We start from the raw sequence: 18114 nt of genomic DNA on the forward strand, positions 1-18114 counted from the left end.
GAGCGATGAGCGCGAAGGCGAAGGTGGCGTCGGTCCGGCTCGACCGGCTGCTGGCCAATCTCGGCTACGGCTCGCGCCGCGAGATCCAGATGCTGGCCCGCGCCGGCAAAGTGGTGCTCGACGGCGCCCCCTTGCGCGACGCCGACCAACGGATCGCCCTCGACCCGGACCTGCCGTCCCGCCTCACCGTCCAAGCTAAGTCCCTCGACCCGCTGCCGGGGCTCGCCCTGATGCTGCACAAGCCGCTCGGCGTCACCTGCTCGCACAAGGAGGCGGGCGCGCTGGTCTACAGCCTGCTGCCGCCGCGCTGGCGCCGCCGCGAGCCGCCGCTCTCGACGGTGGGCCGCCTCGACAAGGAGACCTCGGGGCTGCTTCTGCTGACCGATGACGGGGCGTTGCTGCACCGGATCATCTCGCCGAGGGCCAGCGTCTCGAAGCGCTACCAGGTGACGCTCGACCGCCCGTTGCGCGGCGACGAGGATGCGATCTTCTCCTCCGGCACGCTGATGCTGGAGGGCGAGGAGAAGCCGCTGCTGCCGGTGACGCTGGAGGTCCATGGCCCGACGAGTGCTGCCGTGACCCTGATGGAAGGGCGCTACCACCAGGTCCGGCGGATGTTCGCGGCAGTCGGCAATCACGTCACGGCGCTGCACAGGGATCGGGTCGGGGCGCTGGACCTGCCGGCGGACCTGGAGCCCGGGCAGTGCCGGGTGATGGGGGAGGGGGATGTGGCGCGGGTGTTCGCGTAGGCTTCCTCAGATCCCCAGGCTCAAGTCCTTACGACCGTCCAGAACGGCGACGATCTGAACGGCATCGACGGGTTCGTCGTCCGTATCCGGCGTGATTTCGTAGAGGATAAGGTAGGGCGGATCCACGAGAACGCGTGCCGTTGGCCGGATATCAGGGCGCCTCGGCCCCATCTTGGGATGCTGTCGCAGCGTCTCGGCTCGCTGCTCGAGGCGATCGTAGAGGCGATCGGCCGCGTCCGGATTGTGAATGCCGATCGCCAAATAGATATCGAGAAGAGCTTGTCGGGCCGATCTCGACCACGCGAAGCTAGAGATCACGATCGTCGTTCAGTTCGGCAAGGCGCTGACGGGCTTCTTGACGTAACACCTTGAAATCGACCTCTCCGGCCGATCCACTGGCCTTGCCTGCTTCCCAAGCCTGTTGCATCCGCTCGAGGTCGTTGGCGCGCATTTGCCGGCGGTCCGACCACAGGCGGACGGCATCGCGAACCGCCTCGCTCGTCGTCGCATATTCTCCCGCCTCGACGGCGGCGCGGATCTGCGCCGCCATCGGCTCGGGAAAGACGACCGTCATACGCTCGATCTGCGCCATGGCATCCTCAACGGCTCACTCACATGATTTCCGACTGACCGCTCCGCGATGCGGAAATCGGCTTCGCTCAAACGCCGCGCAGGCTCGTGGCACGAATTTATCATACTTGTTCATACCCGACGAGACCGTCCAGGCATTGGAACCCCCTGTTCGCGACGTCGCCTCGTGTGCTGCCGCACGACGCCCGTCCGCCCGTCGCTGCCAAGTCCCTGTTCATCATTGTATGGCCGTTATTACTCGGTCATCCATATGACATCGTTCCCGAGCCGAGGAAGACGATGTCGTATGGCGCCGCGACCTTCTGGATCATCATCGCGGCCGTGAGTGCCTCGTTCGGTGCCCTGCATGGCTTCCTGTTCGCCGACGGCCCGACGGTCGCGGGCATCCTCTACGGGGCCTGCATCGGCCTCCTCACCATCGCGTATGAGCGCGGCGTCTTCCTTGCCGGCTACACCGAGCGCCTGCGCCGGCTGCCCACACTGGCCTATTTCGCGGCCGCCGAGGTCAGCCTGGTGCTCGTCATCGTCATCGGCATGGCGCTGACCGGCTTGTGTCTCTGGACGCTCGGCATCGTCGACAAGCCCCTGACGGAAGCCGTCACGCCGAAGCTCTCCACCATTCCGTTCGCGCTGGCGATGTCGGCGATCATCGTCGCGGTCCTGCGCGTCCGCGACCTGATCGGCGGCGAGACCTTCGTCAACCTCATCCTCGGGCGCTACCACCGACCGGTCCGGGAGGAGCGCGTCTTCCTGTTCCTCGATCTCGCCGGCTCGACGGCATACGCGGAGCGGCACGGCGATGTCGCCGCCCAGGAACTGCTGACGGCGGTGTTCTCGACCATCGCCGAGCCGGTGCGCCGGTATTGCGGCCAGGTCGACGACTATATCGGCGATCAGGTGATCGTCTCCTGGCCGCTCGCGCGCGGCGTCGCGCAGGCGCGGTGCGTCGCCTGCGTCTTCGCGATCCGTCATGCCCTCGAAGCCGATCGGGAGCGCTGGCTCGCGCGCTTCGGCCTGGTGCCCGAGTTGCGCGCGGCCCTGCACGGCGGCAGCGTGGTGACGGCGGAGGTCGGCGTCGACCGGCACAAGATCGCGTATTTCGGCGACGTCATGAACGCGACCGCCCGGCTCGAGGGCTTGTGCCGTGAGACCCGGCGGGACGTGCTGATCTCGGAGGCGGTTCTCGCCCGGCTGCCGGCGCTCCCCGAGGGCATCGCGGCGGAAGCGCTCGGCGCGTATCAGTTGCGAGGGCGAAGCGAGACGATGATCGTGCATGCGCTCGCGGGCGGGCGCAAGCCGCGCATCGTCGGCGCGCCCGCGGCAATCGAGGCCGACCGCCGGATGATGGGCCTCCGCGGCTCCGCGCGGCCGAGGGTCGTCGTTTCCCGATCGGTCGGCCTCGGCCGATAGGGCGATCGGGGCCACCCTATCCGAGCGTCGTCAGATCCTGAAACCAGTGCTGCGCCTGGGTGTACCCCTTCACCTTCCCCGACAGCGCGTGCGGGTTGGTGTCGTGCACCACCCAGACCTGCACCGCGTCATCCACCACGATCTCGTGGATGCGCGCCAGCATCCGGTCCTGCTCGGCCGGGTCGAAGCTCGCCCGCACCGCGTCGCAGAGCTTATCCACCTCCGGGTTGCGGTAGTGGCTCCAGTTCACGCCTGTCGGGGCGACCTGCTTCGAATCGTAGAAGCGCAGGATAGCGTAGAGCGGGTCCGAGGTGACGTAGGCGATGTTGCTGCCGGTGACGCCCTTCAGCGACGGATCGGCGGCGCCCTGGCGCCAGGCGGTGTAGGCCACTTCCAGCTCCACCGCCCGGAACTCGACCGCGATCCCGACCTCGGCCCAGGATTGCTGCACGAACTCGTTGATCGGCAGCGACAGCATCTGCCCCGAGCCGCCGGTCGGGATGATGAAGGTCGTCCGCAGCGGGTTCTGGGGCGAGTAACCCGCCTCACCCACCAGCTTCCGGGCCGCATCCACATCGTACCCGATCTTGAAGCCCGGCTTGCCGAACCACGGGCTCGACGGCTGCACCTGCCCCACGGCCGGGGTCGCGAGCCCGCCCATCAGGGCGGCGACGCCGTCGCGGTCGATGGCGAGGTTGGCGGCCTTGCGCAGGCGCAGGTCGCGCCACGGGCTGCCCTCCAGCATCGACAGGTGGTAGTTCCAGACATGCGGCGTGTCGTTGCCGGTCACCCGCATCCCGGCACCCTTGAGCCGCGGCACCGCGTCGGGGGCGGGCAATTCGATCAGGTCGGCATTGCCGGAGAGCAGGGCATTGGCCCGCGCCAGGTCCTCCGGGATGCACGCCAGCGTCAGCTTGGCGAGACGCGGCCTGCGCTTGGGGTTCCAGTAGGTCTCGTTCGGCACCAGGTCCAGGCGCACCCGCGGCACCAGGGCGGCGAGGCGATAGGGGCCGGTGCCGGAGGGCTGGAAGGCGAACTTCGTCCAGTCGCGCCCGACCGCCTCGTATTGCGCCGGCGACGAGATCAGGAACCACAGCATCTGGTAGGGGAACAGGGCGTCGACCGCCTTGGTGGTGACCTGGACGGTCATGGGGTCGAGCTTCTTGTAGGAGGTGACCGAGGGCAGGCGCGGGCGCACCTGCGAGGCCTGGCGCTGGTCGTAATGCGGTGCCTTCGCGTCGAGCACCTTGTCGAAGTTCCAGACCACCGCGTCGGCATCGAAGGCCGAGCCGTCGTGGAACGTCACCCCCTCGCGCAGGCGGAAGATCCAGTTGCGGCGGTCGGCCGGATCGCTCTCCCAGGCGGTCGCGAGCCCCGGCACCAGCTTGCCCGGCCGGTCGGCGACGTCGAGTTCCCAGGCGACCAGGGGATCGTAGAGGGTGAGCCCGGTGAACTGGTAGCCGCCCGCGCCCCGGTCCGGCTGGCCGGTGGTGAGCGGCAGGTCGAACAGCGAGATGCCGTAGGTCAGGTGGCCGGCAGCCTTCGCCCCGGACGTCGCCCCTTGCGCCAGGACCGTGCCGGTGGGTCCGAGCGCCGCGAGGGCGGAGGCTCCGGCGAGCATCTGGCGGCGCGAGAGGGAAATGCGGCTCATCGATGGACCTCGGCTGGCGCGCGGCCCGACCGGCCGCCGCGTGACGTGCCTGACGTCTGCAAGAGGCATGCAAGTGCAAGGGGCATGTGCAAGAGGCATGCAAGCGCGGCCGGGATGGCCGCCCACCACCTTCGAACCGGTCGCATAAAGACATCTTTATATCTTGATTGCCTCCCCGCCGGGGGGCTGCTATAGGCCCCCCCAGAACCGGCCGACACGGGAGACCGACCAATGCCGAGCACCCACGACTACATCGTCAAGGACATCGCCCTGGCCGATTTCGGCCGCAAGGAAATCGCGATCGCCGAGACCGAGATGCCCGGCCTGATAGCCGTGCGCGAGGAATACGCCGCGAGCCAGCCGCTGAAGGGCGCCAAGATCGCCGGCTCGCTGCACATGACCATCCAGACCGCGGTGCTGATCGAGACGCTCAAGGCTCTCGGCGCCGACCTGCGCTGGGTGTCGTGCAACATCTACTCGACCCAGGACCACGCCGCCGCCGCGATCGCCGCCGCCGGCATCCCGGTCTTCGCCATCAAGGGCGAGACCCTGACGGAGTACTGGGACTACACCGCCAAGCTGTTCGACTGGCATGACGGCGGCATGCCGAACATGATCCTCGACGACGGCGGCGACGCCACGATGTTCGTGCATCTGGGCCTGCGCGCCGAGCAGGGCGACACCGCCTTCCTCGACAAGCCGGCCTCCGAGGAAGAGGAGATCTTCTTCGCCCTCCTCAAGCGCAAGCTGGCCGAGAAGCCGAAGGGCTGGTTTGCGGGCCTCGCCGAGTCGATCAAGGGCGTCTCGGAGGAGACCACCACCGGCGTGCACCGCCTGTACCTGCTCGCCAAGGAGGGCAAGCTCCTCTTCCCGGCGATCAACGTCAACGACGCGGTCACCAAGTCGAAGTTCGACAACCTCTACGGCTGCCGCGAGTCGCTGGTCGACGGCATCCGCCGCGGCACCGACGTGATGATGGCCGGCAAGGTCGCGATGGTCGCCGGCTTCGGCGACGTCGGCAAGGGCTCGGCCGCCTCGCTCCGCAACGCCGGCTGCCGCGTGCTGGTCTCGGAGGTCGATCCGATCTGCGCGCTCCAGGCCGCGATGGAGGGCTACGAGGTCACCACCATGGAAGATGCCGCGCCCCGCGCCGACATCTTCGTGACCGCGACCGGCAACAAGGACGTCATCACCCTCGACCACATGCGGGCGATGAAGGACCGGGCCATCGTCTGCAACATCGGCCACTTCGACAACGAGATCCAGGTCGCCGGTCTCAAGAACCTGAAGTGGCAGAACATCAAGCCGCAGGTCGACGAGATCGAGTTCGCCGACGGCCACCGCATCATCCTCCTGTCGGAGGGCCGCCTGGTGAACCTCGGCAACGCCATGGGCCACCCGTCCTTCGTGATGTCGGCCTCGTTCACCAACCAGACGCTGGCCCAGATCGAGCTCTGGACCAACCCGGGCAAGTACGAGAAGAACGTCTTCACCCTGCCCAAGGCCCTCGACGAGAAGGTCGCGGCGCTGCATCTCGAGAAGATCGGCGTCAAGCTGACCAAGCTGCGCGAGGACCAGGCCGCCTATATCGGCGTCAGCCAGTCCGGCCCGTTCAAGCCCGACCACTACCGTTACTGATCGCCGCGCCGATCGGATGATCGGCCCATCATGATCGAAGGTGAGCCCGGCCGCGAGGTCGGGCTCTTCTTTTTGCGTGTACGCTCGGCGGCAGGGGTTGTGCGATCGTCGCACGCGCCGATGTTCCGCCTTCGTTCTGCCTTTGGTGTGGCATTTCTGTGCTCTTGACGATGCTCCGTGCGGACGTCGACGGCCTCCACCCATTTCACCCCTTCCGGCGCGAATCCGCGACGCGCTAAACTCACGGCGAATCTCTGGGGAGGGAGCCGCTCCGCGATCGCGGGCGGCTTGCCGGCGTTCATCGAGGCGTAGCGTTCAGGTCGTGGGGCGTGCCGGTCCGGTCGAGGGCCGGTGCGCCGGTTCGCGTGGAGACGGACGGATCATGGGGTTTGGACGTACGCCGCGACGGCTCGGCGGCCGCGCGGGTGCCGGCATCCTGGGCGGCGCACTCGGCCTCGCGGCCGCCGCGCAGGCGGCGGAGACCGCTCCGGGCCTGCACGCGCACAACGCCGTCGGCTTCGCCGTGCTGATCGGCCTGACGATCTTCGCCACCATCCTGTCGCTGCTCTACCTGCGCGAGCGCGCCCGCTGGGCCCGGCGCGAGCACACCCTGAACGCGGAACTCGCCGAGCTGCGCGGCGCCCACGACCGGGCCGACCTGCTGCTGGGCTCCGAGCCGCAGATCGTCGTGACCTGGGATTCCCGCGGCGAGCCGCTGGTCGAGGGCGATGTCGGCATCACCGCGGACGGGGCCCGGCCCGGCTCGGTCCGCCGGGTGCTCGCCTTCGGCTCCTGGCTCGTGCCCGCTGACGCCGCCGCCCTCGACGCGGCGGTCGAGAATCTGCGCGGGCGCGGCGAGCGCTTCCGCCGCACCGTCCACACGCTCCATGGCCGCACCGTCGAGGCGCAGGGCCAGGCGGTGGGCGGCCAGGCGCTCCTGCGCCTGCGCGAACTCACCGGCGAGCGCCGGGAACTGGTCGAATTGCGCGCCAACCTCGAGGAGACCCGGCACGGGCTCGATGCGCTCTCCGGCCTCCTCGACACGATTCCCCAGCCGGTCTGGCGCCGCAGCCGCGACGGGCGCCTCACCTGGGCCAACGCGGCCTACGCCGCCGCGGCGGAAGCGGGCGACGCCGCCCGCGCGGTGCGCGAGGGGGCGGAACTCCTCGAGCGCACCGCCCGCGAGGAGGCCGAGCGCCGCCGGTCCCGGGGCGGGGCGGGCTCGTTGCGGGTCTCCGCCGTGGTGGCGGGCGCGCGCCGCACCCTCGACGTGACCGAGGTGGCGACCGAGGCCGGCACGGTGGGCATCGCGGTCGACGTCTCGGAGCTCGAGAGCGTCCGCGCCGACCTCCAGCGCCAGATGGACGCCAACGTCCGCACCCTCGACCAATTGCCCACCGCCGTCGCGATGTTCGACGCGCGCCAGCGGCTGATCTTCCACAACGCCGCCTACCGCCAGCTCTGGGACCTCGACCCCGCCTTCCTCGAGGGCCGGCCCCTCGACGGCGAGATCCTCGACACCCTGCGCAACGCCCGGAAACTGCCCGAGCAGGCGGATTTCCGCAGCTGGAAGGCCGGCGTGCTCGCCGCCTACCGGGCGGCGGAAGCACAGGAGACCTGGTGGCACCTGCCCGACGGGCGGACCCTGCGCGTGCTGGCCGACCCGAACCCGCAAGGGGGCCTGACCTACCTGTTCGAGGACGTGTCCGAGCGCGTCCACCTCGAATCGCGCTACAACGTGCTGATGCAGGTGCAGAGCGAGACGCTCGACACCCTGCGCGAGCCGGTGGCGGTGTTCGGCACCGACGGGCGGCTGAAATTCGCCAACCGGGCCTTCACCCAGATCTGGCGCATCGGCCCCGAGATGGTCGAGGTCCAGCCCCACATCGACCAGGTGATCGCGGTCTGCCGGACGCTGAGCCCGGCCGAGGAGCCGTGGGCGCAGATCCGCGAGGCGGTGACCGGCCTCGTCGACGCCCGCCGCGGGCTCGCCTGCCGGCTGGCGCTCGCCGACGGCACGATGCTCGACTGCGCCGCCGAGCCGCTGCCCGACGGCGCGACGCTGCTCACCCACATCGACGTGACGGCGAGCGTCAACGTCGAGCGGGCGCTGACCGACAAGAACGACGCCCTGGAGCGCACGACGCGGCTGCGCGACGAGTTCGTGCACCACGTCTCCTACGAACTGCGCTCGCCGCTCACCAACATCATCGGCTTCACAGAACTCCTCGGCGACGAGACCGTCGGCGCCCTCAACCCGCGCCAGCGCGAATATGCCGACCACATCATGCGCTCCTCGGCGGCGCTCCTCGTCATCATCAACGACATCCTCGACCTCGCCTCGATCGATGCCGGCTCGATGGAGCTGACGCGCGAGCGGGTCGACGTGCAGACCACCATCGCGGCGGCGGTGCGCGGCATCGGCGACCGGCTGGCGGAGGCCGACATCGCCCTCGTCCTCGACGTGCCGCCGGACATCGGCACCTTCGTCGCTGACGGCAAGCGCGTCCGCCAGATCCTGTTCAACCTGCTCTCCAACGCCGTCGGCTTCTCGGCCCCGGGCCAGCAGGTCCGGGTCTGTGCCCGCAAGGACGGCGAGAGCCTGGTGCTGGAGGTGATCGACCAGGGCCGCGGCATGCCGCCGGAGGTGATGGCCCGGGTCTTCGAGCGCTTCGAGAGCAACACCCTCGGCACCCGCCACCGCGGCGTGGGCCTCGGGCTGTCGATCGTGCGCTCCTTCGTCGAGCTGCATGGCGGGCGGATCGACATCGCGTCCTCGCCCGGATCCGGCACCCGGGTCACCTGCACCTTCCCGGTCGGGGACGGGGAGGCCCATCTGGCGGCGGCCGAATAGCCGGCAGGGCGGCCGCCGCGAAAAACTTCGGTTCGTGCCGGTGGGTGACGGAGTCGGGAAAATCCGGCACCCTGCGCATGTCGGGCCGGACGCGCGTGTAGCGGGACCCCGGAGACAGCCGGGAAGGGTTAAGGTTCATGGGCTATCACCGAGGCCTTCAGCCCCGGACGGGCCCGTGAGCGAGGATGGCGGAGTGGACCAGGAGGGCATGGCCGAGCGCACACCCTGGGAGATCGTGCTGCCGGACGAGAGCGCGACCGAGGATCTCGGTCGCTTCCTCGCGGAGATCCTGCGGCCCGGCGACCTGGTGGCGCTGTCCGGCGGACTCGGCGGCGGCAAGACGACGCTGGCCCGGGCAATCATCCGCGAGATCGTCGGCGACCCCGACCTCGAGGTTCCGAGCCCGACCTTCACGCTGATCCAGCCCTACGAGGGCCGCAGCGGGCAGGCGGTGGTCCATGCCGATCTCTACCGGCTGCGCGGGCCCGACGAACTGGTCGAGCTCGGCTTCGACGAGATGACCGAGCGGGCGATCGCCCTGGTCGAGTGGCCCGACCGGCTGCCGCCGCGCCATGGCCCGACGCTTGCCATCGACCTCTCGCTCAAGCCGGAATTCGGCGACGATGCCCGCCTCGCCCGCCTGATCGGCGGCGGGGGTCTCGGCGGCCGGCTGATGCGGGCCCGGGCCTTGCGCGTCCTCCTCGACCGCTCCGGCTGGGGCGAGGCCGAGCGCTTCCACATGCAGGGCGACGCGTCGAGCCGGTCCTACGAGCGCCTTGTCAACCCGGACGGCGCCAAGGCCGTGCTGATGGTCTCGCCGCCCAAGGCCGACGGGCCGCCGGTGCGGGACGGCAAGCCCTACAGCGCCATCGTCCATCTCGCCGAGAGCGTCCACGCCTTCGTCGCCGTGGATCGCGGCCTGCGGGCGCTGGGTCTCTCCGCCCCCAAGATCCTCGGCGAGGATCTGGAGGCGGGGCTCCTGATCCTCGAAGACCTCGGCACCGAGCCGGTGGCCGACCAGAACGGCCCGCGCCCCGAGCGCTACGCGGAGGCCGTGAAGGTGCTGGCGCGCCTGCACGGCACGACCCTGCCCGGCGTGCTGCCGGTGGCCGAGGGCCGCGACCACGTGATTCCGCCCTACGACCGCGAGGCCCTGCTGTTCGAGGCCGAGCTGCTGCCGGACTGGTATGCGCCCTTCGTCGCCAACTCGCCCCTGGCACCGGAGGCCCGGGCCGCCTTCGTGGCCGCCTGGAGCGAGGCGCTCGACGGCCTGGAGGGCGAGGCCCGGACCTGGACCCTGCGCGACTACCACTCGCCCAACCTGATCTGGCTGCCCGAGCGCGACGGGATCGAGCGCATCGGCCTGATCGACTTCCAGGACGCGGTGCTCGGCCATCCGGCCTATGACGTCGCCTCGCTGCTCCAGGATGCGCGGGTCGATGCCAGCGCCGAGTTCGAGCTGCGCCTGCTCGGCCTCTACGCCCGCGAGCGCAAGTTGCGCGACGCCGAATTCGACATGCAGGGCTTCGCCCGGGCCTATGCGGTCCTGGGGGCGCAACGCGCCACCAAGATCCTCGGCATCTTCGCCCGCCTCGACCGGCGCGACGGCAAGCCGGGCTACCTCGCCCACCTGCCGCGCATCGAAGGCTACCTCGCCCGCAACCTCGCCCATCCGGCGCTCGCCGGTGTCCGGGCCTGGTACGCGGCGCACCTGCCGCGCCTCTGTCCCGAACCGTGACGAAACCCCGCCCGCGATGACCGACACACCTGCCCCCGCCGTGACGCGCGCCTTCGTGCTGGCCGCGGGCCTCGGCAAGCGCATGCGCCCGATCACCGTCACCACGCCCAAGCCCCTGGTCGAGGTCGCCGGCAAGTCGCTGGTCGATTACGCCCTCGACCGGATCGCCGAGGCCGGCATCCCCGAGACGGTGGTGAACGTGCACTACCTCGCCGACCTGATGGAGGCGCATCTGGTGCGCCGCCGCGGGCCGCCGCACATCGTCGTCTCGGACGAGCGCGAGCGGCTGCTCGAGACCGGCGGCGGGGTGAAGAAGGCGCTGCCGCTCCTCGGCGCAGCGCCGTTCATGGTGCTGAACTCCGATTCGTTCTGGCTCGAAGGCCCGCAGCCGAATCTCCGCCGTCTGGTCGCCGCCTGGGACCCGGAGCGGATGGACATGCTGCTGCTGCTGGCCTCCGCCGCCACCAGCCTCGGCTATGACGGGCCGGGCGACTTCCACATGGACAAGGAGGGCCGGCTGACCCGCCGGGCCGAGCGCGAGGTCTCGCCCTTCGTCTATGCCGGCGTGGCGATCCTGAAGCCCGAGCTGTTCGCCGACACGCCGGAGGGTTCGTTCTCCCTCAACCTCCTGTTCGACCGCGCCATCGCGGCCGAGCGCCTGTTCGGGCTGCGCCTCGACGGCCAGTGGCTGCATGTCGGCACGCCCGAGGCCTTGCGCGAGGCCGAGGAGCGGGTGAAGGCGAGCGCGACGCAGCCGTGAGGGTGGGGGCTGATCTGTCCTTGTCGAAGTAGCGCACATCCCCCCTCTCCCGTGTGGGAGAGGGGCCGGGGGTGAGGGTGACACGCTTCAGCGTGTAGCTTTGAGCGTCGTGCTGGCAGCTCAACGGTTCAGATCACTTGCTGAAACGTGTCACCCTCACCCCTACCCCTCTCCCACACGGGAGAGGGGATCCCGCGCCTTCATCGTCGGAGTTGGCTGGACGGAACCCGTATGAACTCCGATTTTTCGATTGGCCCGTTGTACGACCTCGCCGCCGTGCTGGCGCTCAACGCCGCCAACGCCACCGAGACCTCCCCCCTCGACGAACCGGCCCTCCGTGCGCTCGTCGACCAGGCTTTCCTCTCCGCCGCAATCACCGGTCCCGACGGTCTCGCCGCCTTCCTGATCGCCCTCGACCAGGACGCGTCCTACGCCAGCCCGAACTTCCGCTGGTTCCAGGCCCGCTACCCGCGCTTCGTCTATGTCGACCGCATCGTGACCGCCTCGGGCCAGCGCGGCCGCGGGCTCGCCCGCGCGCTCTACGAGGGGCTGTTCGCGAAGGCCGGGGCCGCCGGCCACGACCGGACCGCCTGCGAGGTGAACATCGTGCCGCCGAATCCCGGCTCCGACGCCTTCCACGCCGCCCTCGGCTTCCGGGAGGTCGGCAGCGCCGAGATCCACGGCGGGGCGAAGACCGTGCGCTACCTCCTGCGCGAGGCCGGACGATGAGCGAAGGCCACGTCTTCACCATCGCGCCGGGCCTGCGCTTCCTCGACACCCTGGCCGAGGCGCTGCTGTCGGGCCGCCTCGTCGGGGATCTGGCCGGCGGACCGTTCGGGCTCGCCGCGGTCACCCTCTACCTGCCGACCCGCCGCGCCGCCCGGGCGCTCGCCGCCATCCTGGCGCGGGAATGCGGCCCGGCGGCCTTGCTGCCGCGCATGGTTCCCCTCGGCGAGGCCGACGAGGCCGAGCTCGACCTGCTGTCGGCGCCACCCGGCGAGCGCCGCGACGAGGTCCTGCGCCCGCCGATTCCGTCGCTGGAGCGCCGGCTGATCCTGGCGCGTCTCGTCCAGGCCTGGGCCGGCACCGTCGACCGCCAGCTCCTGCCGCTCGGCGACGAGGTGCCGTTCCGGGTGCCGTCCTCGCCGGCCGACGCGATCGGGCTCGCCGCCGACCTCGAAGGCCTGATGGATTCGCTCGCCGTCGAGGGCCTGCCCTGGGACGACATCGCCGGCGCCGTCGAGGCGGAGCATTCGCGCTACTTCTCCCTCACCCTCGATTTCGTCCGCATCGCCGCCGAACATTGGCCGAAGATCCTGGCCGATCGTGGGGTCGCCGATCCGGTCCAGCGCGGCCGCGCCCTGGTGCTGGCGGAGGCCGCGCGCCTCACCCGCGAGCGCCCGTCGGACCCGGTGATCGTCGCCGGCTCGACCGGCTCGGTGCCGGCCACCGCCCGGCTCATCACGGCCATCGCCGGCCTGCCCCGCGGCGCCGTCGTGCTGCCGGGCCTCGACCGCGACCTCGACGCCGCCGGCTGGACCGCGATCGACCCGGCCGGCGACGGCGTTGCGGCGGCCCACGCCCACCCGCAGGCGGTGCTCCACCGGCTGGTGGGGAAGGACTTCCTCGCCCTCGACCGCGCCGCCATCATCCCCCTCGGCACGCCGACGCCCGGAGCCGCGGCCCGGGCCGGGTTGCTGTCGCAGGCTCTGCGCCCGGCCGAGACGACGGATGCCTGGGCCGATCTCGATCCGGCTATTCGCGAAAGGCTCGCCCGCGACGGTGCTGCCGGCATCCGGGTGGTCGAGGCCGCCGACGAGCGCGAGGAGGCGCTCGCCATCGCGGTCGCCCTGCGCGAGGCCCTCGACGAGCCCGACCGCACCGCCGCCCTCATCACCCCGGACCGCGCCCTGGCGCTCCGGGTCGCCGCCGAATTGCGGCGCTGGACCATCGTCGCCGACGATTCCGCCGGCGAGCCCCTGGCCCGCAGCCCGGCCGGGCGCCTCGCGCGGCTCGCCGCCGACGTCGCGGCCCTCGACGCCAAGCCCGAAAGGGTGCTGGCGCTGCTCGCCCATCCCCTGGTGCGCCTCGGCCTGACCCGGGACGAGGTCGAACGGGCGGCCGCCGCCCTCGAGATCGGAGTCTTGCGCGGTCCCGCCCCCGCCAAGGGGTTCTCGGGCATCGAGGAGGCGTTGCGGCTCGCCCGGACCGAGGAGCGCCCGCACGATCCCCGCCCGCGCCGGCGCCTCACCCCGGAGGACTGGGAGGCGGCGGAGGACGTGCTGCTGCGCCTCTCGGTCGCCTTCCGCGACTTCGTCGCCGACGAGGACGACGCCCCCGACGACCTGATCGCCATCGCGAAGAACCACCGCGCCACCTGCGACCTCCTGATGGAGGGGCCGGAGGAGGACCAGGCGGAATGCGACGCCTCGGTGGCGGTGCTCGACGCCCTGTTCGACGACATGGAGCTGGCCGAACCCGGCCTGCTCGCCGGCCGCTTCTCCGATTACCCCGCCTTCTTCACCGCGCTGTCCCGCGAGCGGGTGGTGTCGCGCCGCAAGGCTAGCCCGCATCCGCGCTTGCGCATCCTCGGTCTGCTCGAGGCGCGGCTGCTCTCGGTCGACCGGGTGGTGCTCGGCGGCCTCGACGAGGGCGTCTGGCCGCCCAAGGCCGAGACCGACGCCTTCCTCAACCGGCCGATGCGCGGCCGGGTCGGGCTGCCGCCGCCGGAGCGGCGCCTGGGCCAGACCGCGCACGACTTCGTCCAGGCGCTCGGCTGCCCGGACGCGATCGTCACCCGGGCGCACAAGCGCGAGGGCGCGCCGACCGTGCCGTCGCGCTTCCTGCAACGCCTGCGCGCCTTTGCGGGGGAGGAGGCCTGGAAGGGGCTGGTGAAGGGCGGGCAGCGCTTCCGGTCGCTCGCAGCCGCCATCGATGCCGGCACCGCGCCCCTGCCGCCGCGCCTGCGCCGCCCGGCGCCCCGGCCCGACCCGGCGCTCTTTCCGCGGTCGCTCAGCGTCACCGAGATCGAGACCCTGGTGCGCGATCCCTACGGGATCTTCGCCCGCCACGTGCTCGGCCTCGACGCCCTCGAACCGGTGGCGGTGCAGCCGAGCGCCAGCGACCGCGGCACCATCGTTCACGCCGTGCTCGGCGGCTTCGCCGAGCGCTTCCCGGAAGGCCTGCCAGCCCTCGACGAGGCCGAACAGGTTCTCTACGCGCTCGCCGCCGACGCCTTCGGGCCGATCGCCGACGCCTATCCCGAGCTCTACGCCGAGTGGTGGCCGCGCTTTCAGCGCCTCGCCGAAGCCTTCCTCGCCTGGGAGGCCGAGCGCCGCCCCGGCATCCGCCGCGTCGCGGCGGAATCCGGCGGGCGCTGGGCGCTCGACATTCCCGGCGGCCACGTCCTGACCTTGCGCGCCCGCGCCGACCGGATCGAGACGCATCGCGATGGCCGCCACACCATCATCGACTTCAAGACCGGCCAGCCGCCGAGCGCCCGCGAGGTCTTCGCCGGCTTCTCGCCGCAGTTGACGCTCGAGGCCGCGATGCTGCGCGCCGGTGCCTTCAAGGGGGTCGAGCGCGCCGCCGAGACGCCGGACCTGCTCTACATCCGCGCCGGCGGCGGCAAGACGCCGCTCGACCCCGCGCCGCTCAAGCCCCCGCGGGGCGACGGGCGGACGCTCCCCGAACTGGTCGAGGCCCATGTCGCGGGCCTGCGCCAGCTCGTCGGGGCGTTCATGGCGGGCGAGGCCTCCTACCTGTCGCGGCCCTATCCGAAATACGCCAAGGCGTATTCGGATTACGATCACCTGGCGCGGGTCAGGGAATGGTCGCTGATCGAGGGGGAGGAGTAAGGCGACATCCAGAGAAGCACTTGCGGATGTTACCCGAAAGCCCGTTCGACATCGTCCGGGAAATCGACACCCTCCGCGTCACGGATGGACGGCCCCGTTTCGCGGGGGGTGACGGGCATCGGTGTGGGCGGGTCGGTTCAAGGACGGGCATCTCCGTCCTTCGATGCCATCGTGCCGCCCCCGTGAGGGGACGAGGACGACGGCGGGGCACCGAGGGGTTCGCACACGCGCTCCTTGCGAGGACCAGGCTCCCATCATCCCCGGACTCGTCGAGGGCGAGAAGCCGGGACGATCCCGAGGACGTCACCCGCATCGACGCGCCATCTCCCCGCACTCGCCCGCCAGCATCGGCGCCACCGCCTCGGCCGGGACCGGCCGGCTGATGAGGTAGCCCTGCACCTCGGTGCAGCCCGCCCCGCGCAGGTGGGACAGCTGCTCCTCGGTCTCGACGCCCTCGGCGGTGGTGGTCATGTCCAGGCTGTCGGCGAGCGTCGTCACCGCCCGCACGATGGCGAGCGCGTCGGGGCGCACCGAGAGATCGGCCACGAAGGCGCGGTCGATCTTGATCTTGTCGAACGGGAAGGCCCGCAGGTAGCCGAGCGACGAATAGCCGGTGCCGAAATCGTCCATGGCGATGCGCACGCCGAGCCCCTTCAGCCGGTGCAGGATGGCGAGCGTCGAGGCGTTGTCCTGGAGGAGCACGCCCTCGGTGATCTCGAGTTCGAGCCGGTGCGGGTCGAGGCCGGCGTCGCGCAACGCCGCGATCACCGTGGCGTCGATGTCGCCGCTGCGGAACTGCACCGGCGAGAGGTTGACCGAAACCCGGACTCCGTTCGGCCAGCGCGCCGCCTCGCGGCAGGCCTGGCGCAGGACCCACTCGCCCAGCGGCACGATCATGCCGGTCTCCTCGGCGATCGGCACGAAGGCGGCCGGGCTCACTACGCCGCGGACGGGATGGTGCCAGCGCACCAGGGCCTCGAACCCGGCGATCCGGTTGTCCGACAGGTCCAGGAACGGCTGGAACGCCAGGGCGAATTGCCGCTCGGCCAGCGCCGCCCGGAGATCGAGCTCGACGCCGCGCCGGGTCTGGACCGCCACGTCCATGGCGGGCTCGAAAAAGCGGTGGATGCCCCGCCCCTCGGCCTTGGCGCGGTAGAGCGCCATGTCGGCGGCCCGCAGGAGCCCTTCCGCGTCCTGCCCGTCCGTCGGCGTGAGCGCGATGCCGATGCTGAGGCCGACCGCGACGCGCTTGCCGTCGATCTCGTAGTCGCGGGTGACCGCCTCGATCAGCCGGGCGGCGAGGCGCCCGGCCTTGAAGCGCGAGGTCGGGTGCAGGATCACCGCGAACTCGTCGCCGCCGAGCCGGGCCAGGGTGACGCGGCCGGCCTCCGCCTCGTCGCGGATCGCCGCGGTGAGGCGCGCGGTCACCTGGCGCAGCAGCTTGTCGCCGACGGCGTGGCCGAGGGTGTCGTTGACGGTCTTGAAGCGGTCGAGGTCGAGGCACAGGACCGCCGTGGGGCCGCCGCGCACCCCTGGCTCCCCGGCCAGCGCCTCGGCCAATCCCTCGTGCAGCAAGTTGCGGTTGGGCAGTCCGGTCAGGGCGTCGTGGCGGGCCATGTGGACGATCTGCGCCTCGGCGCGCTTGGCCGCCGTCACGTCCTCGTGCACCGTCACGAAGCCGCCCTCGGGGGTTGGCGCGTAGGTCACGGCGATGACCCGCCCGTCGACGAGGGTCTGGTCGAGACGGTAGCGGGTGCGGCTCGCCAGCCGCTCGCGCACCTGCTGCCAGGCCTCCTCGGGCTGGAGGCCCGGGAAGTTGCCGGCCTCGGTGCGGCGGTGGATCAGCTCCTCGGCGGTGATGCCCGGATGCACCGTCTCGGCCGACAGGCCGTAGAGGTCGAGGAATTGCCGGTTGACGACGGTGACCCGGTGATCGGCGTCGAACAGGACGAGCCCGTGCGACATGTGGGTGAGCGCATGGTCGAGGCGGTTCTTCTGCTCGGCCAGCCGCGCATCGGCCCGCGCCCGGTCGGTGGCATCCTCGTGGACCACCAGGGTCGTGCCGTCGGGCAGCGGCATGATGGTGGTCTTGAGCAGGACGCCGCCCGGTAACTGCCGCTCGCGCTGCAGGCGGACCCGCTGCGCGATGCGTGCCGATACGTAGGCCCAGGCCTCGTCGGGGCTCATCTGCGGAAAGTTGCCGCTGCCCGCGCTGGTGCGGATCATGGATTCGAGCGGCGTGCCGAGGCACAGCAGGTTCGGCGGCAGCCCGAAGATCTCGTGGAGCCGCCCGTTCACGGCGATCAGCGTCAGGTCGGCGTCGAACAGGCTGACGCCGATGGGCATGTGCTCCACCACAGCCTCGAAGCGTCGCGTCTGCTCCTCGCAGCGTCGCCTCTCGTCTTCGAGGCGTCGCGCCGCCTCGGCCTGCGCCAGCGCCGGCCCGGACAGTTCGGCGCAGACCCCGCGCCAGCCCGCGACCGTTCCGTCCGTGGCACGCTGCGGCGCCCCACCGAACCGGAACCACCGGGTCCGCCCGTCGGGGTGCCTGTGCGGCAGGACCAGGTCGCGGAACGGCACCGGGCTCCGCAGCGGCCCGTCATCGGCCGGTCCCTCGCCGGCGAGCCCCGGCCAGGGTCGCCCGACCGGGTCGGCCTCTCCGGTCAGCGCCCCGTAGCGCCCGCGCACGCTGGTCAGCCGCAGGTCCGCATCGGTTTCCCAGACCCAATCGGCGGCGAAGATGTCGAGATCGTCGGGCGGCATCACACGGTCTTCTTATGGTCGGCCAAAACTCTCACACATTCGCTGCGATTTCCTTTCTGGAATTGTAGGCGAAGGGGGCGTGCCACCTGTAATACCAACGGCC

12 protein-coding genes are annotated in these 18114 nt (G+C 71.1%); 8 read left to right on the forward strand and 4 right to left on the reverse strand.

Features of this window, described 5'->3' with window-relative positions:
* Window positions 1-5: 5 nt before the first annotated feature.
* Window positions 6-749 carry a pseudouridine synthase gene (locus F1D61_RS21800; protein WP_203154143.1) on the forward strand — a complete coding sequence of 248 codons (744 nt, stop codon included), beginning with the start codon at window positions 6-8 and terminating at the stop codon, window positions 747-749.
* Between the two features lie 6 nt (window positions 750-755).
* On the opposite strand, the gene F1D61_RS21805 is transcribed toward F1D61_RS21800, so the two are convergent.
* Both F1D61_RS21805 and F1D61_RS21810 read right to left on the reverse strand, forming a co-directional pair.
* The gene (locus F1D61_RS21805) at window positions 756-1067 is read right to left on the reverse strand and encodes a type II toxin-antitoxin system RelE/ParE family toxin (RefSeq protein ID WP_203154145.1); all 312 of its coding nucleotides are present in this window, start codon (window positions 1065-1067) and stop codon (window positions 756-758) included.
* Window positions 1057-1341, reverse strand: coding sequence for a ribbon-helix-helix domain-containing protein (locus F1D61_RS21810; protein WP_203154147.1), 285 nt, complete (start codon window positions 1339-1341; stop codon window positions 1057-1059). Before F1D61_RS21810 ends, F1D61_RS21805 begins: the two co-directional genes overlap by 11 nt.
* A gap of 278 nt (window positions 1342-1619) precedes the next feature.
* On the opposite strand from F1D61_RS21810, the gene F1D61_RS21815 reads away from it, so the two are divergent.
* Window positions 1620-2750, forward strand: a complete 1131-nt coding sequence (locus F1D61_RS21815; protein WP_203159202.1) for an adenylate/guanylate cyclase domain-containing protein — start codon at window positions 1620-1622, stop codon at window positions 2748-2750.
* Window positions 2751-2766: 16 nt separating this feature from the next.
* On the opposite strand, the gene F1D61_RS21820 is transcribed toward F1D61_RS21815, so the two are convergent.
* The gene (locus tag F1D61_RS21820) at window positions 2767-4401 is read right to left on the reverse strand and encodes an ABC transporter substrate-binding protein (RefSeq protein ID WP_203154149.1); all 1635 of its coding nucleotides are present in this window, start codon (window positions 4399-4401) and stop codon (window positions 2767-2769) included.
* 231 nt (window positions 4402-4632) lie between these two features.
* Between F1D61_RS21820 and ahcY the strand changes: the two genes are divergently transcribed.
* The 6 genes from ahcY to addB all read left to right on the forward strand — a co-directional run bounded on the left by ahcY (window position 4633) and on the right by addB (window position 15248).
* Entirely contained in the window at window positions 4633-6039 is a 1407-nt protein-coding gene (gene ahcY, locus F1D61_RS21825; RefSeq protein ID WP_203154151.1) for an adenosylhomocysteinase, read from the forward strand.
* 382 nt (window positions 6040-6421) lie between these two features.
* Window positions 6422-8893, forward strand: coding sequence for a sensor histidine kinase (locus F1D61_RS21830; RefSeq protein WP_203154160.1), 2472 nt, complete (start codon window positions 6422-6424; stop codon window positions 8891-8893).
* 208 nt (window positions 8894-9101) lie between these two features.
* A complete protein-coding gene (gene tsaE / locus F1D61_RS21835) occupies window positions 9102-10631 on the forward strand; it encodes a tRNA (adenosine(37)-N6)-threonylcarbamoyltransferase complex ATPase subunit type 1 TsaE (RefSeq protein WP_203154169.1) in 1530 nt (509 codons plus the stop codon).
* A gap of 16 nt (window positions 10632-10647) precedes the next feature.
* Window positions 10648-11391: a nucleotidyltransferase family protein gene (locus tag F1D61_RS21840; RefSeq protein WP_203154171.1), complete on the forward strand. Its 744-nt coding sequence runs from the start codon at window positions 10648-10650 to the stop codon at window positions 11389-11391.
* A 231-nt stretch (window positions 11392-11622) separates the two neighbouring features.
* Window positions 11623-12120 carry a GNAT family N-acetyltransferase gene (locus tag F1D61_RS21845; protein ID WP_203154173.1) on the forward strand — a complete coding sequence of 166 codons (498 nt, stop codon included), beginning with the start codon at window positions 11623-11625 and terminating at the stop codon, window positions 12118-12120.
* Window positions 12117-15248, forward strand: coding sequence for a double-strand break repair protein AddB (gene addB, locus F1D61_RS21850; RefSeq protein WP_203154176.1), 3132 nt, complete (start codon window positions 12117-12119; stop codon window positions 15246-15248). Before F1D61_RS21845 ends, addB begins: the two co-directional genes overlap by 4 nt.
* A gap of 303 nt (window positions 15249-15551) precedes the next feature.
* Here addB and F1D61_RS21855 read toward each other — a convergent pair whose 3' ends face one another.
* The gene (locus F1D61_RS21855; protein WP_203154178.1) at window positions 15552-18011 is read right to left on the reverse strand and encodes a sensor domain-containing protein; all 2460 of its coding nucleotides are present in this window, start codon (window positions 18009-18011) and stop codon (window positions 15552-15554) included.
* Window positions 18012-18114: the final 103 nt, after the last annotated feature.

The sequence above is a fragment of the Methylobacterium aquaticum genome (genome assembly GCF_016804325.1).
GTDB classification, from domain to species: Bacteria; Pseudomonadota; Alphaproteobacteria; order Rhizobiales; family Beijerinckiaceae; genus Methylobacterium; species Methylobacterium aquaticum_C.